Source organism: Pseudomonas sp. CAN1 (genome assembly GCF_030462585.1).
GTDB lineage: Bacteria > Pseudomonadota > Gammaproteobacteria > Pseudomonadales > Pseudomonadaceae > Pseudomonas.
Window position 1 is genome coordinate 1 of record NZ_JASMRU010000004.1, and the last position, 26,454, is coordinate 26,454.

Sequence of the window (26,454 nt, forward strand, 5' to 3'; positions counted from 1 at the left end):
TACCGGCCAGCGGGCACGGCCCCGGCGTGGTGATCGGCCAGGAGATTTTTGGCGTGTCGGTGCCGTCGCAGACGATCACCATCCCCGAGTGCTGGGAGAAGCCCATGCCCACGCCGCCGCCGTGGTGCAGCGAAACCCAGGTGGCGCCGCTGGCGGTGTTCAGCAGGGCGTTGAGCAGCGGCCAGTCGGACACGGCGTCGGAGCCGTCCTGCATGGCTTCGGTCTCGCGGTTCGGGCTGGACACCGAGCCGGAGTCGAGGTGGTCGCGGCCGATCACGATCGGTGCCTTCAGCTCGCCGCTGCGGACCATTTCGTTGAACGCCAGGCCGAGCTTGGCGCGCTGGCCCAGGCCGACCCAGCAGATGCGCGCCGGCAGGCCCTGGAAGCTGATGCGCTCGCGGGCCATGTCCAGCCAGCGGTGCAGGTGGGCGTCATCCGGGATCAGCTCCTTCACCTTGGCGTCGGTCTTGTAGATGTCCTCGGCATCGCCCGACAGAGCGGCCCAGCGGAACGGACCGACGCCACGGCAGAACAGCGGGCGGATGTAGGCCGGGACGAAGCCGGGGAAATCGAAGGCGTTGGCCACGCCCTCTTCCTTGGCCATCTGGCGAATGTTGTTGCCGTAGTCGAAGGTCGGGATGCCCTGCTGCTGGAACTGCAGCATGGCTTTGACGTGCACGGCCATGGACTGCTTGGCGGCCTTCACCACGGCAGCCGGGTCGGTCTGCGCGCGGTCGCGGTACTGCTCCCAGGTCCAGCCGGCCGGCAGGTAGCCGTTGAGCGGGTCGTGGGCGGAGGTCTGGTCGGTGACCATGTCCGGGCGCACGCCACGCTTGAGCAGTTCCGGGAGGATTTCCGCGGCGTTGCCCAGCAGGGCGATGGAGATGGCCTTGCCTTCGGCGGTGTACTGGGCGATGCGCGCCAGGGCGTCGTCGAGGTCCTTGGCCTGCTCGTCGACGTAGCGGCTGGCGAGGCGGAAGTCGATGCGGCTCTGCTGGCATTCGATGTTCAGCGAGCAGGCGCCGGCCAGGGTGGCGGCCAGCGGCTGGGCGCCACCCATGCCGCCCAGACCGGCGGTGAGCACCCAGCGGCCCTTGAGGTTACCGTCGTAGTGCTGGCGGCCGGCCTCGACGAAGGTTTCGTAGGTGCCCTGGACGATGCCCTGGCTACCGATGTAGATCCAGGAACCGGCGGTCATCTGGCCATACATGGCCAGGCCCTTGGCATCCAGTTCGTTGAAGTGTTCCCAGTTGGCCCAGTGCGGCACCAGGTTGGAGTTGGCGATCAGCACGCGCGGGGCGTTGGCGTGGGTCTTGAAGACGCCGACCGGCTTGCCGGACTGCACCAGCAGGGTCTCGTCTTCATTCAGTTCCTTSAGGGTCGCGACGATCTTGTCGTAGCACTCCCAGTTGCGCGCGGCGCGGCCGATGCCGCCRTACACCACCAGCTCCTTGGGGTTCTCGGCGACTTCCGGGTCGAGGTTGTTCATCAGCATGCGCAGCGGCGCTTCGGTCAGCCAGCTCTTGGCATTCAATTGGGTGCCGCGCGGGGCACGGATTTCGACGTCGCGGAATTTGGTCACGGAGGGCTCCTTCGCTTTGCTCGGGTCGTTGGCCGTGGGGGGCGGCCTGGCGGTTCGTTCGACGGTGCCGAGGAGTTCGTCACCATCATGTCTATGCTTGTATGTACAAGTATAAGCAAAGCGAGGGCCAACCTTGGCTGGCGGGGTTTTCCGCCAGCCATCTTCATCGATCAAATGATTGATTTATAAGGAATAAAACAGAATTTTAGTGATTCGCTAGCGACTGACAGACATCGCTGTCCTTCAGACAAATGCACCAGAAGCAGGCTTCGCTGCACCGTTTCGTTGCGTTCGGTAACACCGCTCGCTACCAAGGGACACAGCTTGTATAGACAAGCTATGCCCGAGCAGGAAACGTCAGTCCACAGCGGCACTGTTCGCGAGCAAGCTCGCTCCTACCAAGAGCGCGCCGATGCAAACCTGTAGGAGCGAGCTTGCTCGCGAACCGCATCCTGCCGCGCTACTTCGACGCCGCATCAATCTTCGTCGCCGCCTCGGCCGTCACCCACTTCGACCACAGCTCGCGGTGCTCGCGGAAGAACTTCGCCCGCACATCCGCCACGTCACGGTGGTGCTCAGCCATGTCCGCCAGCAGCGCATTGAACATCGGCAGCGGCAGCTCGACCTTCTCGAACACCTGCACCAGCGCCGGCGCCTGGTCGTGGAAGTCGCGGGAAACACCGATGCTGATCTTCGCCGGCAGCGAGCGCGAGCCCTTGGGATTGGGGTCGTTGGCGTCGGTCAGGGTCTTCCAGGCCGCTTCATTGAATGGCGGCTCCTCCAGCTGCACCAGCTTGAAGCGCCCCAGCAGCGGTGTCGGCGCCCAGTAATAGAAGAGCACCGGCTTGCCCTGGGCGATGGCCGAGCTGATCGCCGCATCCAGCGCGGGGCCGGCGCCGGTGCGGAAGTTCACATAGCTGCCTTCCAGGCCATAGGCCTTGAGCTTCTGCGTGTTGACGATCTCGCAGGTCCAGCCGGTGGGGCAGTTGTAGAAGCGGCCCTTGTCCGGCTCCTCGTCATCCTTGAACAGCGCCTTGTACTTTGGCAGGTCGCTGACGGACTTCAGGTCCGGCGCCGCAGCCTTGATGCCGCGCCTGGCGTCGCCATGCACCACGTAGTCWGGCACCCACCAGCCTTCGTTGGCGCCCTTCACCGTCTCGCCAACAGAGAACACCTGGCCGGCCTGCTCCGCCTGCTGCCAGATGGTGCTGCGCCCGGCCCACTGCTCGCCGGTGACCTGGATGTCGTTCTGCTTCAGCGCGTTCTCCATGGTCACGGTGTTACCCGGCACGGCGTCGGTCTGGCAGCCGTAGCCCTTCTCCAGAATGAAGCGCAGCACCTCGGTGGTGAACATGCCGCTCTCCCAGTTCAGCCCGGCGAACACCACGGGTTTCGGGTAGGGGCAGGCGGCGAAGGTCTGCGTGCAGAGGCCGAAGGCCAACAGCAGGGCGAACAGGCAACGGGGGGCGGACATGGGCGTCTCCGGGCGCGTTGGTGTCCATTGGGTTTAGCCGCCGATCCACGATTTGCCCACGACCATCGGACTGGAAATGCCACCGGCGGTGACATTCCCTCCCTCCATGTATCAGCGCACGCCACGATGAAATGCCGAACCACGAGACCTGGAGCGCCATGGCATAACGATTGCTATACCTGTATATACAGGAACGATCCACGGTAACACTTTCACCGAATCCAGGATGCCGACATGTCCGAAACCCTGCTCCTGACGCCCGGCCAGTTCGACCTCGACCAGCTGCGCGCCATCTACCAGCACCAACCCGAATTGCGCCTCGCGGATGAATGCCGCGAAGCCATCCTGCGCAGCGCGCAGACGGTCAGCCAGATCATCGCCGACCAGCGCACCGTGTACGGCATCAACACCGGCTTCGGCCTGCTGGCGCGCACCTCCATCGCCGAGGACCAGCTAGCCACCCTGCAACGCAACCTGATCCTCTCCCACTGCACCGGCACCGGCCCGCTGCTGGACGACGCCAGCGTCGCGCTGATCATGGCGCTGAAGATCGGCTCCCTGGCGCGCGGTTTCTCCGGCGTCGGCCTGCCGGTCATCGAGACGCTGCTCAAGCTGTACAAGGCGCGGGTCTACCCGTGCATCCCGTCGCAGGGTTCGGTGGGCGCTTCCGGCGACCTCGCGCCGCTGGCGCACATGTCCGCGACCCTGCTCGGCGTCGGCCAGGTCCGCCATGAAGGGCGCATCCTCGAAGCCACCGAGGGCCTCGCCATTGCCGGCGCCGAAGCACTGGTACTGGGGCCGAAGGAAGGCCTGGCGCTGATCAACGGTACCCAGGTCTCCACCGCGCTGGCCCTGCGGGGGCTGTTCGCGGCGGAGCGGCTGTTCATCTCGGCAGTAGTGGCCGGCAGCCTGACGGTGGAAGCGCTGAAAGGCTCGTTCGTACCCTTCGACGCGCGCATCCAGGAAGTCCGCGGCCAGCCGGGGCAGATCGCGGTCGCCGCGCTGTACCGCGAGCTGCTGCACGACAGCCCGATCAACCACTCGCACATCGACTGCAAGCGCGTGCAGGACCCGTACTCGCTACGCTGCCAGCCGCAGGTGATGGGCGCGTGCCTGGATCACCTGCGCTTCGCCGCAGGCGTCTTCCTGCGTGAGGCCAACGCGGTTTCCGACAACCCGCTGGTGTTCAGCGTTGACGGCGATGTTCTGTCAGGCGGTAACTTCCACGCCGAGCCGGTGGCCATGGCCTCCGATGTGCTGGCGCTGGCCATCTCGGAAATCGGCGCGCTGTCCGAACGGCGTATCGCCCAGTTGGTGGACCCGGCGATGTCCGGGCTACCGGCCTTCCTGGTCAAGGAAGGCGGGCTGAACTCCGGCTTCATGATCGCCCAGGTCACCTCGGCGGCGCTGGCCTCGGAGAACAAGACCTGGGCCCACCCGGCCTCGGTGGACAGCCTGCCGACCTCGGCGAACCAGGAAGACCACGTTTCCATGGCCACCTTCGCCGCCCGCCGCCTGCAGGACATGGCCGGCAACAGCGCCGGCGTGGTCGCCATCGAACTGCTGGCCGCCGCGCAGGGCGTGGACTTCCACGCGCCGCTGCAAAGCTCGCCGCAACTGCAGGAAGTGCGCACGCTGATCCGCAGCCAGGTGCCGCACTACGAACAGGACCGCTACTTCGCCCCGGACATCGCCGCCGCGCGGGCTTGGGTGGAGGATGGGGTGATGAGCCGGTGGATCGGCTACGCGCGGTTGTACGGCTGACGGGATGTTCGATGGCGTTTTCCGCCATCGCGGGCATGGCCCACTCCTACCAGGGGAGTTCGGCGCAAGGCGGTTCGCGAGCAAGCTTGCTCCTACGAAGAGCCATCTCCCCCGGCTTTGGATGTGAAGACTTCCAGATAAATATCCAAGCACTCCGAACGGCCCCGTTCAGGAGGCCTCGTTGAAGCGGAGCTTCAGGGGTTGAGCGGCATGGATGCCGCGAGAGCCGCGATGGGCCAGGGATGGCCCTTCGCGGCGTGCCCCTGAAACTGCGCTTCAACGAGGGTATTTTTCGCCTAAGCGAAAAACCGGATGTCCGGGGCAAGACCTTTGCCTTCTTTGGGGCGTTTGCCAAAGAAGGTCGCCCGAGGGGGCGAAACACGGAATTCGCGCGTACGCCGAAGCGGCGCTGGAACGCCTATATCAAAGCAGCCAAACAGCGTCTGCAAAGCGCTGTTCACACAAACGAAAAGGGCGCCCCGTAGGCGCCCTTTTCTGTTCAGCGTGCTTCGAGTTCGATCACGCAGATATCCGCACTGCCCGCCACCTTCAACCGCCACTCGCGCAATGCACCATCGCCCTCGGCGATCAGCGTGTCATGCAGCCCCAGCACACCGCTGGCCACGCCGTTCCGGCTGACATGAATGCCCTCCCCCGCACTGAACAGCAGCACGGTCGATGCACTGCTGAAGAAGTGCGCCGCACCGTCGAGCCTCAGCCACTGCAGCCGCGCCCGATAGCGAGCCGGCGAATAGATCAGGTTGAAGTCACGGATCGCGCCGCCCAGCAGCGTGCAATCCACTGCACTGGCACCATCGAAGGCAAAGGCATCGAGCGAACGCAGGTCGCGGGAATCGCGGCCATCCACCTTCAGCCGCATGCCCTCGCCTTCCAGCACGCTGATGACGCGCTGGTAGCCGGTGAACGCGGAGAACGGTCCCGGCGCGCCGACGTCGGCGATCGACACGCGCCAGCCGAAGCCTTCCAGGCCGTCGCCGGCATCGCGGACGATCTCGCGGGTGGTGCCCGCACCGTTCTTCCAGGGCATCGCGGGGTAGTCGGCGGCGCGCAGCAACTTCACATCGGTCATGAACTGAAACGTCCTTCCAGGCGGTAGCGCGAACCCGGATACAGCAGGCGCGCGCTGGTGACGGTATTGCGACCCGACCAGGTGCGCCGGCGGATCAGCAGGCACGGCTCGTGGCGATCGACGGACAGCAGCTTGCATTCCTCGGGGCTGGGCAGCACCGCCTCGACCACGTGCTCGCCCTCGCTCAGCGGCGCGACCTGGGTGAGGTAGGCGAACGGCGTCTGCCCGGTAAAGTCCTGCTTCATGTATTCCGGCGCCACGGCCGCATTCACGTAGCGGTCCTCGATCTGCACCGGGATGTCGTTCTCGTAGTGCACCAGGATCGAGTGAAAGATGCGCTGCCCTTCGCGCACGTCCAGCGCCAACGCGCGCTCGGCGGTGGCCAGCTCCTCGATCAGGCTGACCACCACGCAATGGTGCTTGTGGCCGCGGGCGGTGATTTCCTCGGCGATGTTCTGCACCTGGAACAGCGCCGACTGGCCCTTGGGTTCGGCGACGAAGGTGCCGACGCCCTGCATGCGCACCAGCAGGCCATCGGCGGTCAGCTCGCGCAGCGCGCGGTTGATGGTCATCCGGCTGACGCTCAGCTCCTCGACCAGCTCCGCCTCGGACGGCACGCGGTGGTGCGGCGGCCAGGTGCCGGACTGGATCTGCTGGATGATCAGCTGCTTGACGCGGGCATACAGCGGCGCGGGAATTTCCCCCATCTGCGCGGCGAGCGACGAACCCTCGGCGGGCGGGGTAGGCGTGGGCGATGCGGGCACGGGAAACTCCTTGTCTGGGCGACGGCGCGAAGCGACTGTGGTCTGACTCCGGCATGTACCGGATTCGACCGGTGCATACAAGTCCTGTGACGACCGTCGGGTGCCTTGCAGTTTACGGCCCCGGCAAACATCTGTATATGTATATACAAATTCCAAGAAGCTCGCGAGGGCCCTGCGCATGTCCGTCCTGTTCGCCGAATCCGCCCTGCTGCCCTCTGGCTGGGCGCGCAATGTCCGCTTCGAGATCGATGCCGACGGCCTGTTCACCGCGATCACCCCGGACGCCAGCGCAGAAGGCGCCGAGCGGGTTGCCGGGCCGCTGCTGGCGGGCATGCCGAACCTGCATTCGCACGCCTTCCAGCGCGCCATGGCGGGCCTGGCGGAAGTCGCCGGCAACCCCAACGACAGCTTCTGGACCTGGCGCGACCTGATGTATCGCCTGGTCGGCCGCCTGTCGCCCGAGCAGGTCGGCGTCATCGCCCGCCAGCTGTACATCGAGATGCTCAAGGCCGGCTACACCGGCGTCGCTGAATTCCACTACGTGCACCACGACGTCGACGGCAAGCCCTACGCCAACCCGGCGGAACTGGCCCTGCGCGTCAGCCAGGCGGCGACGGACGCCGGCATCGGCCTGACCCTGCTGCCGGTGCTCTACTCCCACGCCGGCTTCGGCGGACAGGTACCCAGCGAAGGCCAGCGCCGCTTCATCAACAGCACCGAAAACTACCTGAAGCTGATCGACGGACTCCGTGCGCACCTCGCGACGCAGCCGCAGCAGGGCCTCGGCCTGTGCTTCCACTCCCTGCGCGCAGTAACGCCGCAGCAGATCGCCGAGGTGCTGCGCGCCGATTCCAGCGGCTGCCCGGTGCACATCCACATTGCCGAGCAGCAGAAGGAAGTCGACGACTGCCTGGCCTGGAGCGGCCGCCGCCCGCTGCAGTGGCTGTACGAGAACGTTGAAGTCGACGAGCGCTGGTGCCTGGTCCACGCCACACACGCCGAAGCCGACGAAGTGACCGCCATGGCCCGCAGTGGCGCGGTGGCTGGCCTCTGCCTGACCACCGAGGCGAACCTGGGCGACGGCATATTCCCGGCGGTGGATTACCTCGCCCAGCACGGCCGCTTCGGCATCGGTTCGGACAGCCACGTATCGCTCAGCGTGGTCGAAGAACTGCGCTGGCTGGAGTACGGCCAGCGCCTGCGCGACCAGCGCCGCAACCGTCTTTATGGCGCAGAACAGCCGATGGTCGGCCGCACCCTGTTCGACGCAGCGCTGACCGGCGGCGCCCAGGCCCTCGGCCAGCCCACCGGCGAACTGGCGGTGGGCAAGCGTGCCGACCTGCTGGTGCTCGACGGCGGCGACCCCTACCTGCAGAGCGCTCGTGGCGACGCCATCCTCAACCGCTGGCTGTTCGCCGGCGGCGATCGCCAGGTGCGCGATGTGATGGTTGCCGGGCAATGGCGTGTGCGCGCTGGCCGCCATGCCCTCGAAGAACAGAGCGCCCTTGCTTTCGCCCAGGTCCTCCGCGAGCTGCTGGACTGAAAGAACCTTGTAGGAGCGAGCTTGCTCGCGAACCTGCACGGCACGGAGCTATGCCGTTCGCGAGCAAGCTCGCTCCTACGAAAAGCACCGTCCCGCTTCGCGATACATATCCCATGAAAAAACGCCCCTCGGGGCGTTTTTTCGTCAGGGCGCGGTGGCGGTTTCCGCCGTCCGCCAGATCAGGTCGTCGGTCTGGTAACCGCGCTCATGGGCCAGCTCCAGCAGTTTCGTGCGGGTAGCGTCCGGCACCACCGGCTTGCGCGAGAGCAGCCAGAGGTATTCACGGTTCGGGTTACCGACCAGCGCGGTCTGGTAGTCGTCGTCGACGTAGAGCACCCAGTAGTCGCCCTTGGCCAGGCCGGGGAAGACCCGCGAGAAGGTGTTGTCGAAGCGCACCCAGAGCTTGTCGGTGCGGCCCGGCACTTGCGCCTCGGCGCGGCCAGTGGCCTGGTCCCATTCGCCGTCGGTGGTCAGGCAGCGGTTGGTCACCGCGATGCTGGCGTCTTCCTGCAGGCGGTAATGGGCTTCGGATTGCGCGCAGTGGCGCTGGAAGAACATCGGCTTGCGCGCCAGCTCGTACCAGGTGCCCTCGTAGCGCTTGAGGTCGACCTGCACGGTCTGCGGCGGCTGTTGGCTGGAACCCGCGCAGCCGCCCAGCAGGGCGGCAAGCGGTGCGGCCAGGCAGGCCAGCCGGATGGATTGACGCATTCGCTCCTCCTTGGCCGCCTGCCCCGCCTCTGGGCGCTTACTTCAAGCCCTGGGCGGAGAACAGCAGCACTTTGTCACCGGCGTACTGGATGCTGATGAAGGCTTTCTCATCGCCCCAGGTGCAACTGGAAACGCCCAGCGCGCCGGAGCATTCAGTGGGCTTGCCGAGCAGGCTCTCGACGTCGGCCTTGCTCATGCCGGTTTTGATCTTGGAATAGTTCTCCTGGTTCACTTTGCTGCAAGCGGCCAGGAAGATGCAGAACGCGACGAGCGCGAGGCGGCGGAAGGACATCGACAACTCCATTGTTTGAGGGGCCCGGTCAACAGCTTGGCACAGGGCAGGCGGGATGGCCGCCGGGTTGGAGTCAGAAACGCGAGCCGGGTTCCGTGAGGAACTGCGCTTCTTCCGCCGTGGACTGCCGGTCGAGGATGGCATTGCGATGGGGGAAGCGACCGAAGCGCTCGACCACCACCTGATGCTTGCGCGCGTAGGCGAGGTAGCCGGCGAACAGCACCTTCTCGCTGTCGCTGGACTCGCCCTGCAGTGTTTCGTACAGGCGCACCGCTTCGTTCTGGCTGGCCAGGTCTTCGGCGTGCTCCAGCACGATGTAGACGAACACCCGCTCGATGCGCGGCAGCTGGCGGTCGAAACCGGCCGCCAGGCCCTGGCGCACCAGTTGCTGGGCGCGGGCGTCGCCGGCGTAGGCGCGCGGGGAGTCGCGGAAGATCATCCGCGGCAGCTGGTCCAGCAGCAGGATCAGCGCCAGCCAGCTCTGCGGCTCGCGCTCCCACTCCTGCAGACCGCCGTCCAGGGCCTGGCGCACCAGGCCGCCGAAACGGTTTTCCGAGTCCAGGTCCTGGCAGCCGCTCTTGCCGAACCACAGCGCATTGCGCTGGGCAGCGACCTCATTGGCATCCAGCGCAGTGCCGAACCACCAGTCGAGCAGGGCCTGCCAGGGCGCGGCGCTCATCAGCCTTCCTGGTGGTAGGCGGTGGCGCGTTCGACTTCTTCCTTCGAGCCGAGGAACACCGCAACACGCTGGTGCAGGCTGTCGGGCTGGATGTCGAGGATGCGCTGCTTGCCGTTGGTGGCGGCACCACCAGCCTGCTCGATGATGAAGGACATCGGGTTGGCTTCGTACATCAGGCGCAGCTTGCCGGGCTTCTCCGGCTCACGGGAGTCACGCGGGTACATGAACACACCGCCGCGGGTCAGGATGCGGTGCACGTCGGCCACCATGGAGGCGATCCAGCGCATGTTGTAGTTCTTGCCCAGCGGGCCTTCCTTGCCGGCCAGCAGCTCGCTGACGTAGCGCTGTACCGGGGCTTCCCAGTGGCGCTCGTTGGACATGTTGATGGCGAACTCGGCGGTGCTGGTCGGCACGCTGATGTTGTCGTGGGTCATCACGAAGCTGCCCAGCTCGCGGTCCAGGGTGAAGCCTTTCACGCCGTTGCCCAGGGTCAGGATCAGCATGGTCTGCGGGCCGTAGATGGCGTAGCCGGCGGCGACCTGGGTGGTGCCCGGCTGGAGGAAGGCTTCCTCGCGCAGGCTGTCGTTCTGGCTCAGGTATTCCTGCGGGCAGCGCAGTACCGAGAAGATGGTGCCGACCGAGACGTTGACGTCGATGTTGGAGGAGCCGTCCAGCGGGTCGAAGACCAGCAGGTAGGCGCCTTTGGGGTACTTGCCCGGAATCTGGTAGGGGTGGTCCATTTCCTCGGAGGCCATGCCGGCCAGGTTACCGGCCCACTCGTTGGCTTCCAGGAGGATTTCGTTGGACAGCACGTCCAGCTTCTTCTGCACCTCGCCCTGCACGTTCTCGGTTTCCATGCTGCCGAGCACGCCGCCCAGCGCGCCCTTGGACACGGCGTGGCTGATCTCCTTGCACGCGCGGGCCACCACTTCCACGAGGTGACGCAGGTCGGCCGGGGTGTTGTGACTGCGGGTCTGCTCGATCAGGTAGCGGCTCAGGGTAACGCGGGACATGGAAGACTCCAGGGGAGAAGATAGAAAAATCAGGGCGCATTCTAGCGTGTCCAGGACAGCAATGCCTCCCTGACGCAGGTCTCGTCGCCTGCTTGGAGCCCGCCGGACACGGGCAGTTCCCCACGGCAGGGCGACACCGCGACCTTCGGCCGCGCGGCGACTCGTCCGCTGCAAAGCAAGCGGGGTGACGGCCGTCACTGCCCGTCACCCCGCTGCGCTCGTTTCAGGCGATCAGAAGTCCAGGCTGAGTGCCAGGTTCACGCCTTGAGCCAGGTCGTCGCTGCTGCGGTGCGCGCTGTAGCCGCCGCGCAGGGTCAGCTCCGGGGTCAGCTTCTGGGCAACGCCGATGGTGGCGCGCTGCAGGTGGCTCTGCGGGGTGTAGCCCTGCAGGCTGAAGCCGATGTCGGGCAGGCTGGTGAAGTTCATGCCGACGTTCTGGGTGTCGTCGGCGTACTCGCGCTCCACTGCAACCTCACCGAACAGCTGGGTCTGCGGCGAAACATCGAACTTGCCCTGCAGGCCCACGCCCAGGCGACGGGAATAGCGGGTCTGCTCGTCATAGGCCAGCGCGGTGGAACGGCCGCTGCCTTCCTCGTAGCCATCCACCTTCACCCGCGCCCAGTCGGCGCTGACGAAGGGCGACAGGTGCCAGTTCTCGCCACCCTGGGCGATGTCGTAGCCGATGCGACCGCTGAAGGCCAGCAGGCTGCCGTCGGTATCGGCCTTCTCCTCGACCTCGTGGTCGATGATGGAGAACTTGCGGTTCGCCTCGTCGAAGTCGAGCTTGCCGCCGGTCACCGAGGCATCGGCCCACCAGCGGTTCTGCTGGAACTGCACGAACAGGCTGCCCAGGTAGCTGTTGAGCTTGTAGTCGGAGTCGTTGGAGCCAAGCTCCAGCTTCTGCCGGTAGAAGCCCAAAGAGCCGCCGACACGCCAGGCGTCGTCGAGGCGGTAGCTGGTGCCCAGGGTCAGGTTGGCGCCATAGCCATCGCCGTCGGCCGCGCTGTCCTGGTCGTCGTAGTCCAGGTGCTGCGCACCGCCGCTGACGAAGCCGCGCCACTGGCCGGTGCCCTGCCAGCTCTCCCAGTCGGACAGCCACTGGCTGCGCAGCTGGTCCTGGTAGGCGTTGTAGGTACCTAGCGCCATCTCCGGCAGCATGGTCGCTTCCCACGGCGCGGAGAGCACCGAATAGGCGTAGTCGGCGATCAGCGTCTGGCCGGCGATGGTCGGGTGCACGCCGTCGTTGAAGATCAGCTTGGTCGGATCGGGGTTGGTGCCGTGGCGGCCGTAGACCGCGTTCTCCGGGCAGCTGTTGCCGCTGAAGCAGGTGCCGATCAGGTTCTGGTCGGTGGCCAGGCCGTAGGCGCCCGGATTGGCCAGCACTTCCTTGAACATCGCCGGGATGTTCAGCGGAATGACGTTGGCGTTGGAGGCGGCCAGCTGGCTGACCAGCTCCTGGTTGAAGATGCCCGACAGCTCGGTGCCGAAGGACTCCAGCGCGGTGCCGTTGGTGGCCGGGGTCTGGCCGAGGTCGGGCAGCAGCCAGACCATGATGTAGCGCGCCCCGGCGTTGTGCAGCGCATCCACGCTGTCCACCAGGCGGCCGGCAGCGGCGCGGGCGGTGGGGTCGTTGGTGATGCGCAGCTGGAGGAAGTCGTTGCCGCCGCCGGTGAGGTAGTACAGCGCATTCGGGTCGGCGCGATTGTTCACCAGGTAGCCGTCGCGGGTGCGGGTGTCGGAGCCGGAGGTGACGGTCGAGCCGCCGGCAGCGGTGATCGAATCGTAGATCTGGTCGGTGCGGTAACCGCCGACTGCCCAGTTGTTGCCGTCGACGGTGCCGGGCACCAGCGAGGTCGAGGGGTTCAGGTCGGCGGCGTTGATGCCCAGCTTGCCGCCCAGGATCATCGGCGCGGTGGGGCCGAAGATCTCGCCGCTGCCGTCCAGGTAGGTCGGGCCGACGCGGTTGGTGAAGCGGGTGCTGGCACCGGCCGGGCCGCCGGCATCGGCGAACTGGCCGGAATCGCTCAGGCTGTCGCCGAAGACGACCATGGTGGAATACGGCGAAGGGGCTGCTAAGGCCTGTGCGGCAATGGCCATCGCGCACGCAGCCGCCAGCGGGGTGAGCGCCTTTCTGATCATTCTGCTACTCCATGCTTTGTTGTTATTTGGCAATCAGAACAAGCAAGACAGTATCAGAATTTCTACAGGCGACACCCCTATCTTGCGGCGATCCGCGTCGATCAGCTCGCCTGACGGTTACTCCGCAGCAGGCTCAGCGCCATCAGCGCGAGCAGGCCGACACCCGCCAGCAGCAGCGCCCACAGGCCGTAGCGTTTCCAGTGGGTATCGGCTTTGGCGGCATTCTCCGGCGGCACCGATACCGGCGCTTGCAGGGTGCCCTTGAGCCGCGCCTCGCCCATGCTGGCCAGGCGCTTGGGCTCGTAGCCGGGCACCAGGGTGCTCAGCGGCAGGCTGCCGTCGCTGATGGAGCTGCCGCCTACCGCCAGTTCGTAGGGCGCACCGCCGCGGGCAAGGAACACCAGCTCGCTGGCGCGCACGCCGACACTCAGGTGCGCGGTGGAACCGCCCAGGCCACCGCCGCGCGAATCCACCTGCAGGCGCAGCTGGCTCACAGTGCCGCCCGGCAGCTCCAGCACTTCCTGGGTGATCTCGCCGCCCTGCCCCGGCAGGCGGTACAGCACGCCGCGCGCCAGCGGGGCCCACTGCACCTTGTCGCCCTGGCGACCGGAGATCACCACCGGCGCCAGGGTGTTGTCCTGCTGCAGGGGAATCCGCACGCGCTCCACCGGCAGCGCCAGCGGCAGGCTCCAGCTGAAATCGCCATTGCTGTCGGCCTTGGCCACCAGCGGCTCGGACCAGAGCATCGGTGTCGGCCCGGTGCTGCTGCGGCTGCCGCTCAAGGTAGCGCCGACCAGCTGCGCGGCCTGCTCCGGCGACTCCCACCACAGGCGCAGGTAACGTGCCGTCTCGCCCGGCAGGGTGATGCTGTTCTGCTCGATGCGCTGGCCATTGAAATCCAGCCGTGCCAGCTGCCCTTCGCCCAGCGAGCGCCAGTGCTCCAGGTCATCGCTGGCCTCGATGCGCAGGCGCTGGAAGCCGTCGCCATCAGCGGTCCAGTCCAGTTGCAGGCGGTCCAGCGGCAGGTCGCCGGAACCGGTTTCCAGCAGCCAGCCGCGCAGCACCTGGGTCTTGTCCTGGGCCGGCGAGCTGGGGGTAATTTCGAGGATGGTGCCGGTGGTGCTGCGGACGATCTTCAGGTTGTCGCCGGCCGCGCTGCCGGAGGTGCCGCGCAACGGGAAGATGCGCGCCTGTACTTCGCTGCGCACCTCCTTTTCGCTGGCCGCCGTGGTGCGCAGGCTGTAGGGCAGCGCCTCGCCTTCGGCGTTGAAGATGCGCACGTCGCGCAGGTCGCCATGGCGCGCGGCGAACAGCACGTCGATGGGTAGCTGCACGCGGTACCAGGGGCCGTTGCCGGAAACTTCCAGCGGCACGCGGTGGGCGAAATCCGCCGGAGTCGGCGCCGCACTGGCGTGGCTGGCGAGCAGGCAGGCGCCGGCGAGCAGGACGATCTGGTTCAACTTCATGCGGAGGGTTGCTCCTGTTGCGAGTGCTCTTCCTCCGCCGGCCGACGCGGCGGCAGCGGGGCGAAGTAGCCGACGATCAGCATCAGCACGCCGACGCCGATGAAGGAAATGATGCGTTCCAAACTGCCGCCGCTGGCACGGTCAACGAGGAACAGCTTGATCACCACCACGACCAGCAGCACCGCGCCGACCAGCCAGAAATCGCGGCGGCCGCGCAGGTGCCCGGCGATCATCAGGCCCAGGGCGATCAGCGCCCAGACGATGGACAGCCCGGCCTGCACCAGCATGGACTGGCTCAGGGAGTCGAACTCGAACGGCACGCCGCCCCAGTGGTGCGCGGTGCGGCACACGGCCATGGTCAACAGGGCGAACAGCGAAGCGCCCAGCACCGCCTGCACCGGCAGGCGCAGGGTTGGCTCGGCCACGCCCAGTTGCGGCAGGCCCAGGCGCGTCCACTGGAAAATCGCCGCCAGCACGATGAGCATGCCCAGCTCGAGTGGGTTCACCAGCGGCAGGTAGGGCAGCGGGTCGGCCGCGCCATTGCTGAACAGGTTGACCAGCCAGAACCAGCCCAGCAGCGCCAGGGCCACGGGCGCTGCGGCGATGGCGCGGTACTCGCGCTCGAACGCTGCCACCGGCCATGGCAGGCGTGCGACGCCGCCCATGAGGATCAGGAACAGGCTCGGCACCAGCGCCCAGCCCAGCCAGCGCCAGGCGTTGTAATGCTCGGCCAGGGCGAAGAACAGGTAGCGCAGCTCCAGCGCCAGCACGCCGAGAATCAGCCAGCAGCCCAGCACGTGGGCCGCCTGTGCGGCACGGCGTGGCAGCAGAGCGTCGAGCCGGCGCAGGGTGAAGAAGTGCACCGCGAACACCGCCAGCCAACCGAGCCAGCCCAGTTCCGCCAGCGGGTGGTATTGCAGGTTCCAGGCGCTGGCCAGCGCCACCAGCGCCAGCGGCACCAGCGCCAGGCACAGCAGCGCCAGCGCGCGCCATTGCTCGCGACGCGCCAGCAGCGACCAGAGTCCGACGCTGACCGCCGCCACCAGCAGCGCCACGTGTTCACGCATCTCCACGGGCACGAAGCGGGCGATTTCCCAGACCGCGGTCAGCGCCCACCAGCCGGCGCCCCAGACCAGCAGCAGCTGCGACAGCTGCTCCAGGCCAAGTCCGCCCAGTGCCAGGTTGCGCTCGCGTTCGCTGGCCCGGTGCAGGCGCCAGGAGCCGACCAGCGCGGCCAGCGCCAGCACTGTCGGGGTCCAGAAGCCCATGTGCGCCAGCGGTTTCAGGCCCTCGCTGGGCAGGTCGCCGAACAGCGCCGAGCCGCCGAGCAGGAAGGCACCGGCACCGATCACCTGCAGCACCAGGCCGAAGATGAACGCGGCGCGCTGCTGCAACTGCAGGCTCAGCCAGAGGATCAGCAGGCCGCTGCCCGCCCAGACCGCCGCGGCGGTGCGCCACGGCAGCACGAACAGCACGGCGAGGTTGATGAAGACCAGGCCCAGCAGCAGCACCACACTCAAGCCGAGCATCAGCCGGCGGTCGTCGCGCACCATGGAATCGCGTGCGGCGATCAGCATGCCGGCGATCAGCGCCAGGCCGATCAGCGAAGCCGTCACCAACCCGCGCCAGCCCGAGCCGAGTACGCCGCTGCCCTCCTGAGCGCCGTGCAGATGCAGGAGGAACACCGCGCCGCCGAGCAACTGCACCACAAAGGCGCAGGCCAGGAAGGTCCGCGAACGCAGGCGCAGCGCGGCGAACAGCGTGGCCAGCCCGGCCACCGCCCAGGTCATGGCGGTGCCATCGGCGCCCATCAGCAGCGGCGCGATCAGGTAGAGGAAAGCCAGGCCAAACGTCGCCAGGACCGGACGTGCACCCGGCTCCCAGCTGCGCAGGGTCTGCGCATCGGCATTGCGCAGGTTCCAGAAGCTGAACAGCAGTGCCACACCGAGCATCAGCGCACCCAGCGGGGCGCCTTCGAGCAGCGTCAGCGACTGTGGGTCGGCATGCAGGCCGGCGAGGAATGCCAGCGCTGCGCCGACCTGCAGCAACAAGGCGAAGATGCGCGCCAGTGGCCGCTGCTGACGCAGGCCGAGCCAGAAGATGCCGGCGCCTTCCACCGCCCAGGCGGCGGAGGTCCAGCGTGCATCCAGGCCCAGCGGGATCGCCAGGGTGCCGAACACCACGCCCAGCGCCAGGCAGGTCTCCACCAGCAGCAGCGCGCGGCCGGCGGTGCGCCCGGCCAGCACACGGGCAATGACCATGTAGAACAGGCCCAGCGCCAGGGCGCTGAACGCCGCGCCGAACTCCAGGTGCTGGATGATCGCGTACTGCAGGCCGAAGCCCACCAGCGGCGTGCCGAACAGCACGGTGCCGTCGACGTAGTCGGTCTGCCGCGTCGACCAGCGCAGCAGCGCCTCGCGAGAATCGTCCTCCGGCGCGCCAGCTGCTTCGCGCAGGCGACGGCGGGCGAACAGCAGGCCGATGGCGACGTAGGTGAGGAAGAACAGGATCAGGAACGGCTCGGTCGTGCCGAACAGCTCCGGCTTGTAGGAGCGCAGGCCCCAGGCCAGACCAATGCCGAAGGTGCCGAAGAAGCCGATCAGGTTGAGCATCCGCCAGGCCTTGAACCAGGCGATGGCGAAGATGCCGGCGTTGAGCAGGGCGAAGTAGCTGAACAGCGCGACGTGGCTGCCACCGCCGGTAGAGGCCAGGATCGGCGCGGCGAAACCACCCAGCGCGGCAGCGGCGGCGAGGCCCAGGGCGTCCTGCAGGATCGCGAGTATCGCCGAGAACAGGGTAACCGCCACCAGCAATACGAAGCCGGCGTTCGGGTCGATCAGCACTTCACCATGGTTCATCGCCGGGTACAGCTTGATGCTGGCGAACACCGTCAGGTAGAGCACGGCGATGCCGGTACCCTGGAGGATCAGTGCATAGGCCGGGCGCCGATGACGCAGCCACCAGCCCAGGCCTAGCAGTGCCAGCGCGGCGGCTGCAGTGCCGAGGTACGGCCCCTGCGGCGGCATGGTCATGCCTTCGGTGGCGTAGCGCAGCAGGAAGGCCAGGCCGAGGAACAGCAGCACCACGCCGACGCGCAGCACGGTGTTGCCGCCCAGCAGCCAATCGCGGGCGGCGCCGAAGGCTCGGTCAAGTACGGAGGGAGTGGGCGGCGGCGGCGGTGCTGGCGGCGCGGCGGGAGCAGGCTGCGGTCGTGCAGCGGGCTCTGCGGCGCGGACCTGCGGCGCGGGGCTTTCCAGCGGTTCGAGCACCAGGTTCGACCACTCGACGGGCGCTTCCTCCCCTACGGCGGCAGCCGGAGCCGTCTCGGCGGCGGGCAGTTCGATGTCCCAGTCCAGCTCGGTGGCAGCTGGCTCGGCGACGGTCGCCTGCGGCTCGGGCGCAGTCTCGCTCGGCTCGGTGGGCAGCGTCGGGGCCAGGTCAGGCGCCTCGTACTCCACATCCGGCAGCGGCGTGCGCTCGGCGCGTTGCTCCACCTTCAGCAGGCGCTCATACAGGGCCTGGGTGCCCTGCTCGAAGCGCTCGCCGAAAGCCTTGAGCTCCTGGCGCAGCGCACCGTTCTCGCGCTTGAGTTCCATCAGCACGATGCTCTGCCCCAGTGCGAGGCCGGCTACCGCACCCAATACCGCCCCGGTGATCGACTCGCCCGCAGCGGCGCCGATGACCAGGCCGACCAGCATGAAAATCCATTGCATGCTTTCGAATCCTTGAGGTTCTTTGCGAATCCATCCCGACCCGGACGGCAAGGTCCGGGAGGCTGAGTATATCGGCCCAAGTCCCTGGCCTGCGTCCACTATCTCTCAGCTTCACAGGATCAGACGTCGCGATCCCCCTGCCCAGCCACGTGGTGCGCTGCGAATTGTTGCCGCGTGCCATCCCGTCCAGCGCCGGCGCTGTCGGGAAATATGTTCGCGAGCAAGCTCGCTCCTACGAAGAGCTGGCGATTGCCCAGCTTTTTCCCACCGAACGGGTTTGGCCGACTGTAGGAGCGAGCTTGCTCGCGAACCCGCCCAGCACCAGAACAGGCGAGTGATCCGCTCGCTTTTCGTAGTGCGGATAACGCTGGCGCGTTATGCGCCCTACGGTCAGGCCCCAGCGCCCGAGCCGGGCCTTGCGACAGGCAAAAAAAAAGCCGGGCATAAGCCCGGCTTTTTCACTGCAGATCGATCAGACCTTGGCGCGTTCGTAGCGCTTGCGGTCGTTCTCGTTGAGCATTTTCTTGCGCAGACGGATGGACTTCGGAGTCACTTCCACCAGCTCGTCATCGGCGATGAATTCCAGAGCCTGTTCCAGGGTGAAGCGGATCGGCGGAACCAGGGCGATGACTTCGTCTTTGCCCGAAGCGCGCATGTTGTCGAGCTTCTTGCCCTTGGTGGGGTTGATCACCAGGTCGTTGTCGCGGCTGTTGATGCCGGCCAGCTGGCCTTCGTAGATCTCGTCGCCTGGGCCGAGGAACAGCTTGCCGCGGCTCTGCAGGGTTTCCAGGGAGTAGGTCAGCGCGGTGCCGGTGGCCATGGAGACCAGTACGCCGTTCTGACGGTTGGTCACTTCGCCGGCCTTGATCGGGCCGTAGTGGCTGAAGGTCGAGGTCAGGATGCCGGTGCCCGAGGTCAGGGTCAGGAAGTTGTTACGGAAGCCGATCAGGCCACGCGCCGGGATGGTGTATTCCAGGCGTACACGGCCCTTGCCGTCGGGGATCATGTTGGTCAGATCGCCCTTACGCAGGCCCATCTGCTCCATCACCGAGCCCTGGTGCTGCTCTTCGATGTCGATGGTGACGTTCTCGTAGGGCTCCTGCTTCTCGCCGTCGGCGGTCTCGATGATGACCACTTCCGGACGGCCTACGGCCAGCTCGAAGCCTTCACGGCGCATGGTCTCGATCAGAACCGAGAGGTGCAGTTCGCCACGGCCGGAGACCTTGAACTTCTCCGGGGAGTCGCCTTGCTCGACGCGCAGGGCCACGTTGTGCAGCAGTTCCTTGTCCAGACGGTCCTTGATGTTGCGGCTGGTGACGAACTTGCCTTCTTTGCCGGCGAACGGCGAGTCGTTGACCTGGAAGGTCATGCTCACGGTCGGCTGGTCAACAGTCAGCGGCGGGCGCGCTTCGACGTTCTGCGGGTCGCACAGGGTGTCGGAAATGAACAGCTCGTCCATGCCCGAGACGCAGACGATGTCGCCGGCTTCGGCTTCAGCGACTTCGATGCGCTGCAGACCCGAGTGGCCCATGATCTTCAGGATACGGCCGTTGCGCTTGGTGCCGTCGTCGCTGATGGCCACGACCGGGGTGTTGGTCTTGACCTTGCCGCGGGCGATACGGCCGATGCCGATCACGCCGAGGAAGCTGTTGTAGTCCAGCTGGGAGATCTGCATCTGGAACGGACCGTCGACGTCGACTTTCGGCGCCGGAACGTGGTCGATGATCGCCTGGAACAGCGCGTCCATGTTGTCGTCCATCTTCTCGTGGTCCATGCCGGCGATGCCGTTCAGGGCACTGGCGTAGACGATCGGGAAGTCCAGCTGCTCGTCGGTGGCGCCGAGGTTGTCGAACAGGTCGAAGATCTGGTCGATGACCCAGTCAGGACGCGCGCCCGGACGGTCGATCTTGTTCACCACCACGATCGGACGCAGGCCGGCCTTGAACGCCTTCTGGGTCACGAAACGGGTTTGCGGCATCGGGCCGTCCTGGGCGTCGACCACCAGCAGTACGGAGTCGACCATCGACATCACGCGCTCAACCTCACCGCCGAAGTCGGCGTGGCCGGGGGTGTCGACGATGTTGATGCTGTAGTCGTTCCATTTCAGGGCGGTGTTCTTCGCCAGAATGGTGATACCACGCTCTTTTTCCTGGTCGTTGGAGTCCATCACGCGCTCGTTTTCCGCTTCTTTGCGGTCGAGGGTGCCGGACAGGCGCAGGAGCTTGTCTACGAGGGTGGTCTTGCCATGGTCGACGTGGGCGATGATGGCGATGTTGCGCAGTTTTTCGATCACAGTGTCAGTCTCGATAGTGAATCTTCGGCTGCCGTTTTCGGCAGCGGGGGCCGGCCCGTGGCGCGGCGGTGCAAAAGGTCAGGGCGTGAGCCTACGCACCGAATGTGTCGGGAGGTCGGTGGCGGATACTGCCGCCAAACAGTCCGGGCTGGCGGCGTTGGTCCGCGCCTTTATTGCGGACGGTAAACACGCACATTGGTGTGCCCTTCGTTGACCAGGTGGTGGGCGTGCAGGCGACTCATCACGCCCTTGTCGCAATACAGGAGGTACTGGCGGTTGGGGTCCAGTTCCTTGAACTTGCTGTTGATCGCGTAGAACGGCATCGGCAGCACTTCGATGCCCTCGATGGCCAGCGGTTCATCTTCCTGGGCGTCGGGGTGACGAATGTCCACCACGATCTGCCCGGCCAGCACTTCGTCGACCATCTCCACGGCGAGGTCCTTGCCCAGCTCGTCGATCACACGGTCGACGGTCATCTGGGTGGAACGCTCCAGGGCGCGATCGAGCACGGCCATGTCGAACTTGGTTTCTTCGTGGTCGACGCGGTACGGCTTGGCCTGGGTGGTCGGGTTCACCGAGATCACGCCGCAGTATTCGGGCATGTGCTTGGCGAACTCGGCGGTGCCGATCTGGGTGGCGGTGTCGATGATGTCCTGCTTGTGGCTGACGATCAGCGGGCGCAGGACCAGGGTGTCGGTCACCCGGTCGATCACCGAGAGGTTCGGCAAGGTCTGGCTGGACACCTGGGAAATCGCCTCGCCGGTCACCAGCGCGTCGATCTCCAGGCGCTCGGCCACGCGGCTCGCAGCGCGCAGCATCATGCGTTTCAGGGTCACGCCCATATAGCTGTCGTCGACCTTGGTGAGAATCTCGCCGACCACTTCCTCGAAAGGCACGCTGACGAACAGCACGCGCTGCGAGCTGCCGTACTTCTTCCACAGGTAGTGCGCGACTTCCATCACGCCCAGTTCGTGGGCACGGCCGCCGAGGTTGAAGAACACGAAGTGGCTGATCATGCCGCGGCGCATCATCTGGTAGGCCGCCACGGTGGAGTCGAAGCCACCGGACATCAGCACCAGCACCTGCTCCAGCGCGCCCAGCGGGTAGCCGCCAAGGCCATCGTGCTGGGCGTGGATCACGTAGAGGCGGTCGTGGCGGATTTCCACGCGCACTTCCACTTCCGGGTTCTTCAGCGACACGCCCGCCGCGCCGCAGTGCTGGCGCAGGCCACCACCGACATAGCGCTCCACGTCGATGGAGGTGAACGGGTGCTTGCCGGCGCGCTTGCAGCGCATGGAGAAGACCTTGCCCGGCAGCTTGTCGCCGAAATGCGCCTTGCACTTCTCGAGGATGTCGTCGAAATCGCCCAGCGGGTATTCGTGCACTTCCAGGAAGTGGCCGATGCCCGGCGTGCAGGTCAGGCGCTCGATCATCTCGCGCAGAATCTTGGGGTCGGTGACCTTGGTCTCGACTTCGAGGTTGTCCCACTCGCCTTCGACCAGCAGCTCCGGGTCGAGGTCGCGGAGCACCGTGCGAATGTTCTTCGCCAACTGGCGGATGAAGCGCTTGCGCACCGGCCGGCTCTTGATGGTGATTTCCTGGAAGACCTTGACGATGAGTTTCATGCGAATCGGGCGGTTGCCATGGGACTGAAAAAAAGGGGCGGAATTATATCCGAAATTGCTCAAGACTTGAGCAGAAATCGGAGACTTTCTTTTTGGCGCACCAAAATGGACTCATGCACCACGACGGAGCACCAAAGCGGTGCACTATTTCGGCGCAGTTCACCGCAGCAGCGCCCACAGCCCGTGATTTCAGGGCTTCTGCCCAAATACGGGCACTGGCACGCAACTTGCTCTCTTGTGAGGCAGGTTGCCCTGGCCGACTATGCCGGCCGGCATCACCCGATACTGGGGCATAGAAAGCTCCCAGCTCTAATCCCTCCTGGAGGACAGCATGTCGTACAAGTCGCAACAACTGATCAAAGATCATGACGTGAAGTGGGTTGACCTGCGCTTCACCGATACCAAAGGCAAGCAGCAGCACGTCACCATGCCGGCTCGCGACGCCCTGGACGATGAATTCTTCGAAGCCGGCAAGATGTTCGATGGCTCCTCCATCGAAGGCTGGAAGGGCATCGAAGCCTCCGACATGATCCTGCTCCCGGACGACAGCACCGCCGTGCTCGACCCGTTCACCGAAGAGCCGACCCTGATCCTGGTTTGCGACGTCATCGAGCCGAGCACCATGCAAGGCTACGAGCGCGACCCGCGCAACATCGCCAAGCGCGCCGAGGAATACCTGAAGTCCACCGGTATCGGTGACACCGTATTCGTCGGCCCGGAGCCGGAGTTCTTCATCTTCGACGAAGTGAAGTTCAAGTCCGACATCTCCGGCTCGATGTTCAAGATCTTCTCCGAGCAGGCTTCCTGGAACACCGACGCTGACATCGAGACCGGCAACAAAGGCCACCGTCCGGGCGTCAAGGGCGGCTACTTCCCGGTACCGCCGGTCGACCACGACCACGAAATCCGTACCGCCATGTGCAACGCCCTGGAAGAAATGGGCCTGGTCGTGGAAGTTCACCACCACGAAGTGGCCACCGCTGGCCAGAACGAGATCGGTGTGAAGTTCAACACCCTCGTTGCCAAGGCTGACGAAGTCCAGACCCTGAAGTACTGCGTGCACAACGTTGCCGACGCCTACGGCAAGACCGTGACCTTCATGCCGAAGCCGCTGTACGGCGACAACGGCTCGGGCATGCACGTGCACATGTCCATCTCCAAGGATGGCAAGAACACCTTCGCTGGCGAAGGCTATGCCGGCCTGTCCGATACCGCCCTGTACTTCATCGGCGGCATCATCAAGCACGGTAAAGCCCTGAACGGCTTCACCAACCCGGCTACCAACTCCTACAAGCGTCTGGTTCCGGGCTTCGAAGCCCCGGTCATGCTGGCCTACTCGGCTCGCAACCGTTCCGCCTCGATCCGTATTCCGTACGTCTCCAGCCCGAAAGCCCGCCGCATCGAAGCGCGCTTCCCGGACCCGGCTGCCAACCCCTACCTGTGCTTCGCCGCCCTGCTGATGGCCGGCCTGGACGGCATCCAGAACAAGATTCACCCCGGCGATGCTGCCGACAAGAACCTGTACGACCTGCCGCCGGAAGAGGCGAAGGAAATTCCGCAGGTTTGCGGCAGCCTGAAAGAGGCACTGGAAGAACTCGACAAGGGCCGTGCGTTCCTGACCAAGGGCGGCGTGTTCACCGACGACTTCATCGATGCCTACCTGGAGCTGAAGTCGGAAGAAGAAATCAAGGTGCGCACCTTCGTGCACCCGCTGGAATACGACCTGTACTACAGCGTCTGATCCACGAATACCTATAAATAGCGTCAGCATTAAGGCCTCCTTCGGGAGGCCTTTTTTATGGGCTTGGAAAAGCGGAAAGAGGCTTTTGATGGGAGCACGCCATGCGCGCTCCTACCGGTCAGTGCGGCGTCACTGCAGGAGCGCGCTTGCGCGCTTATAACGAAGAGCAACTCTGCGAGGCGGGATCAGATCCCGCCGTCCGCCGGCTCGCCCTGTTCCTCGTCATCTTCGCGGCGCGATCTGCGCGTACGCGAAAGCTGGACGTTGAGGCGCGGCATCGACAATTCCATGCCGGCCTTGTCGAGCTTCTGCCGCAGGCGCAGGTTGAAGGCGCGCTGCACTTCCCACTGGCGGATCGGTGCGGTCTTGAAGCGGAAGCGCAGGATCGCCTGGCCGGCATCGAAGCTTTCGATGCCCTGGATTTCCAGCGGCGACCAGATGGCGCGGTTGATGGTGCGGTCGCCGCGCAGCTCGCCGGAAACTTCCTTGACCAGCGCCAGCGCATCGTCGATCGGCATGCTCGCCGGCACCGGCCAGCGGAACATGGCGTAGCCGAACTGCCGCGAGTAGTTCTTGATGCTCTTGATCTCGCTGAACGGGATGGTGTGCACCACTCCGTCCAGGTCGCGCAGGCGCACGGTGCGGATGGTCAGGCCCTCGACCGTGCCAAGGTGGCCGCCGACGTCGACGTAGTCGTCGATGGACAGCGAGTCCTCGATGATGATGAACAGGCCGGTGATCAGGTCCGCCACCAGCGACTGTGCACCGAAGCCGATGGCCAGGCCGATGACACCGGCACCGGCGAGCAGCGGGGTGACGTTCATGCCCATGTTGGCCAGGGCGACGATCAGCGCGATCACCGCGATGGTGACGAACAGCACGTTGCGGATCAGCGGCAGCATGGTCAGCGCGCGGGCGTTGGCGCTCTTCTTGCCACCCAGCCCGAGGCTGTGCTGCACGGCGGTGTCGGTGAGGATCCAGACCAGCCAGGCGACCAGCAGGGTGGTGCCGAAGCTGAAGATCTTGAGGCTGATCTGCGAGCCGTCGCCCTCGGCGAAGCGCACCAGCGACATGCCCCAGACGCGCAGGCCGATCTCCAGGAAGAACAGCAGGTTGACGATGTGCAGCAGGGTGTAGCCGAAGCTCTGCAACTGCTCGATGTAGGGAGCGTGGCGGCGTGCGCCGCGCCGGGTCGAGCGCTGATGGGCGCGGCGGATCAGGCCGTTGACGGTCATCGCCACTACCGCCACCACGGCGCAGACCAGCGCCCGGCGCAGCGCGTAGCTGCTGTCGCCGGCGGTGACTATGGTGGCGAACAGCGAGATGCACACCAGCACCAGCACCGGCAGGAACCAGATCGAGCCGATCAGCTCGACCAGGTCGCTCAGGCCGCGGCGCTTGAGGCGGCGTTCCAGCGGCTGGTTGCGGATCAGGTGGGCGATGGGCCGGCGGAACTGCAGGACGAACAGTGCGGTGAGCAGTGCCGCGCAGATGTTCGCCACGGAGCCGACGAACAGCGAGATGTTCTGCCCCAGGCTCTCGATGACGCGCGGGTCGTGCATCACCTCGCCGGCGGCGGCCAGGCTGCCGATCAGCCACAGCGGGCGGAAGGCGCGTCGGCGCAGGATATCCAGCGCACGCATGCGGTGCGGGCCGCTGAGCAGCGACAGGGAGATCACGCACAGCGCGGAGAACAGCGTGCCGCACACCAGGGTGTAGGCGATGACCATGGCCACCAGCTTGCCCAGCGAGCTGGGCAGCACCACCGAGAGGTAGACGGTGATCAGGAAGGCCACCAGCCAGGGGCCGAGCTTGCGCAGGGCGAACAGCATCAGGTCGCGGGTCTTGGGGTGTTGCGGCAGCTCGTCTTCCAGGCCGAAGCGCTTGCGCATGCGCCCGGCAACCCAGCGCAGGCCGAGGGCGACGCAAGCCCAGAGCAGCAGCACCAGGGCAAAGTCGAGGATCATGCCGGGCCACTCGGCCAGTGACGGGGTGCGTGCGTCCAGCTCGTAGCCGGCGCCCTGGAACAGGTCGGACCAGCGCACCAGCGGGCTGTTGGCGCCTTCGAACTGCTTCTCCAGGCTGCCCAGGGTATCGCCTATCAGGCCGAGCACACCGCCCTGGTCGTCCGAACTCTTCTTCGTCGCATCGCGCAGCTGCTTGAGCTTCTTCAGCAGGTCGGCGCGCTGCTGGTCGTTCTCCAGGGTCTTGATCACCTGGTTCAGCGACTGCTCCAGCTGGGCGTCGCTGACCTTCGCGTCACCACTGCTGCCCGTCACTCCGGCCAGCGGGCCGGGAAGCGCGGCCAGCGCGGGGCCGGCAATGCCCAGGCCGAGCCCGAGACAGCACAGCAACAGCCACTGACGGAGCAGGTAACGAATCAGAATCACAGGCACACCCCGGAACGATGGACAATCACGCAAGCTCGCATCATACAGACGCGCGCCACGCTCGGACCTGCTCCGCCCGGGAAAGGTCCGTTGGCGAGCAGCAGCGCACAACGCGCCGCGCCCTGCTGAAAGACAATAGGCAACTTGCCAGCTGCCGTCGGCAGTGCAAGGCTTGGCA

General features: G+C 66.0%; 18 protein-coding genes. 4 read left to right on the forward strand and 14 right to left on the reverse strand.

Annotated features, from left to right (window positions below; translation table 11 throughout):
* A partial coding sequence (gene hutU / locus QO207_RS07305) for a urocanate hydratase (protein WP_301531821.1) occupies nucleotides 1-1,582 on the reverse strand: 1,582 nt, incomplete at its 3' end.
* A 460-nt stretch (nucleotides 1,583-2,042) separates the two neighbouring features.
* Nucleotides 2,043-3,056, reverse strand: coding sequence for an ABC transporter substrate-binding protein (locus tag QO207_RS07310; RefSeq protein WP_301531822.1), 1,014 nt, complete (start codon nucleotides 3,054-3,056; stop codon nucleotides 2,043-2,045).
* A gap of 234 nt (nucleotides 3,057-3,290) precedes the next feature.
* On the opposite strand from QO207_RS07310, the gene hutH reads away from it, so the two are divergent.
* Both hutH and QO207_RS07320 read left to right on the forward strand, forming a co-directional pair.
* Complete coding sequence (hutH, locus tag QO207_RS07315) at nucleotides 3,291-4,820, forward strand: histidine ammonia-lyase (protein ID WP_301531823.1); 1,530 nt, start codon at nucleotides 3,291-3,293, stop codon at nucleotides 4,818-4,820.
* A gap of 257 nt (nucleotides 4,821-5,077) precedes the next feature.
* Complete coding sequence (locus QO207_RS07320; RefSeq protein ID WP_301531824.1) at nucleotides 5,078-5,305, forward strand: hypothetical protein; 228 nt, start codon at nucleotides 5,078-5,080, stop codon at nucleotides 5,303-5,305.
* Between the two features lie 14 nt (nucleotides 5,306-5,319).
* Here QO207_RS07320 and QO207_RS07325 read toward each other — a convergent pair whose 3' ends face one another.
* Nucleotides 5,320-5,910 (reverse strand): HutD family protein, encoded by a 591-nt coding sequence (locus QO207_RS07325; RefSeq protein ID WP_301531825.1) that lies wholly within the window; start codon nucleotides 5,908-5,910, stop codon nucleotides 5,320-5,322.
* On the reverse strand, nucleotides 5,907-6,617 hold the full coding sequence (gene hutC / locus QO207_RS07330; RefSeq protein WP_301532073.1) for a histidine utilization repressor: 711 nt from the start codon (nucleotides 6,615-6,617) through the stop codon (nucleotides 5,907-5,909). Before hutC ends, QO207_RS07325 begins: the two co-directional genes overlap by 4 nt.
* Nucleotides 6,618-6,852: 235 nt before the next feature.
* On the opposite strand from hutC, the gene QO207_RS07335 reads away from it, so the two are divergent.
* Nucleotides 6,853-8,217 (forward strand): formimidoylglutamate deiminase, encoded by a 1,365-nt coding sequence (locus QO207_RS07335; protein WP_301531826.1) that lies wholly within the window; start codon nucleotides 6,853-6,855, stop codon nucleotides 8,215-8,217.
* A gap of 144 nt (nucleotides 8,218-8,361) precedes the next feature.
* Here the strand turns inward: QO207_RS07335 and QO207_RS07340 are convergent, their stop codons facing one another.
* The 9 genes from QO207_RS07340 to thiI all read right to left on the reverse strand — a co-directional run bounded on the left by QO207_RS07340 (nucleotide 8,362) and on the right by thiI (nucleotide 22,145).
* Nucleotides 8,362-8,925: a lipocalin family protein gene (locus QO207_RS07340; protein WP_301531827.1), complete on the reverse strand. Its 564-nt coding sequence runs from the start codon at nucleotides 8,923-8,925 to the stop codon at nucleotides 8,362-8,364.
* Nucleotides 8,926-8,962: 37 nt separating this feature from the next.
* Complete coding sequence (gene bamE, locus QO207_RS07345) at nucleotides 8,963-9,217, reverse strand: outer membrane protein assembly factor BamE (RefSeq protein WP_301531828.1); 255 nt, start codon at nucleotides 9,215-9,217, stop codon at nucleotides 8,963-8,965.
* 73 nt (nucleotides 9,218-9,290) lie between these two features.
* Nucleotides 9,291-9,896, reverse strand: a complete 606-nt coding sequence (locus QO207_RS07350; RefSeq protein ID WP_301531829.1) for a DUF924 family protein — start codon at nucleotides 9,894-9,896, stop codon at nucleotides 9,291-9,293.
* Nucleotides 9,896-10,909 (reverse strand): class 1 fructose-bisphosphatase, encoded by a 1,014-nt coding sequence (locus QO207_RS07355; RefSeq protein ID WP_301531830.1) that lies wholly within the window; start codon nucleotides 10,907-10,909, stop codon nucleotides 9,896-9,898. Before QO207_RS07355 ends, QO207_RS07350 begins: the two co-directional genes overlap by 1 nt.
* Nucleotides 10,910-11,140: 231 nt before the next feature.
* Complete coding sequence (gene estP, locus QO207_RS07360) at nucleotides 11,141-13,048, reverse strand: esterase EstP (protein WP_301531831.1); 1,908 nt, start codon at nucleotides 13,046-13,048, stop codon at nucleotides 11,141-11,143.
* Nucleotides 13,049-13,149: 101 nt separating this feature from the next.
* Entirely contained in the window at nucleotides 13,150-14,514 is a 1,365-nt protein-coding gene (locus tag QO207_RS07365) for a DUF3999 domain-containing protein (protein ID WP_301531832.1), read from the reverse strand.
* The gene (locus QO207_RS07370; protein ID WP_301531833.1) at nucleotides 14,511-18,227 is read right to left on the reverse strand and encodes a DUF2339 domain-containing protein; all 3,717 of its coding nucleotides are present in this window, start codon (nucleotides 18,225-18,227) and stop codon (nucleotides 14,511-14,513) included. The genes QO207_RS07365 and QO207_RS07370 overlap by 4 nt, the downstream gene beginning before the upstream one ends.
* 472 nt (nucleotides 18,228-18,699) lie before the next feature.
* Complete coding sequence (gene typA, locus QO207_RS07375) at nucleotides 18,700-20,520, reverse strand: translational GTPase TypA (RefSeq protein WP_301531834.1); 1,821 nt, start codon at nucleotides 20,518-20,520, stop codon at nucleotides 18,700-18,702.
* A 170-nt stretch (nucleotides 20,521-20,690) separates the two neighbouring features.
* Complete coding sequence (gene thiI, locus QO207_RS07380; protein ID WP_301531835.1) at nucleotides 20,691-22,145, reverse strand: tRNA uracil 4-sulfurtransferase ThiI; 1,455 nt, start codon at nucleotides 22,143-22,145, stop codon at nucleotides 20,691-20,693.
* A gap of 331 nt (nucleotides 22,146-22,476) precedes the next feature.
* On the opposite strand from thiI, the gene glnA reads away from it, so the two are divergent.
* Complete coding sequence (gene glnA / locus QO207_RS07385; RefSeq protein WP_301531836.1) at nucleotides 22,477-23,886, forward strand: glutamate--ammonia ligase; 1,410 nt, start codon at nucleotides 22,477-22,479, stop codon at nucleotides 23,884-23,886.
* A 185-nt stretch (nucleotides 23,887-24,071) separates the two neighbouring features.
* On the opposite strand, the gene QO207_RS07390 is transcribed toward glnA, so the two are convergent.
* Entirely contained in the window at nucleotides 24,072-26,243 is a 2,172-nt protein-coding gene (locus tag QO207_RS07390; RefSeq protein ID WP_301532074.1) for a mechanosensitive ion channel family protein, read from the reverse strand.
* Between the last annotated feature and the right edge of the window lie 211 nt (nucleotides 26,244-26,454).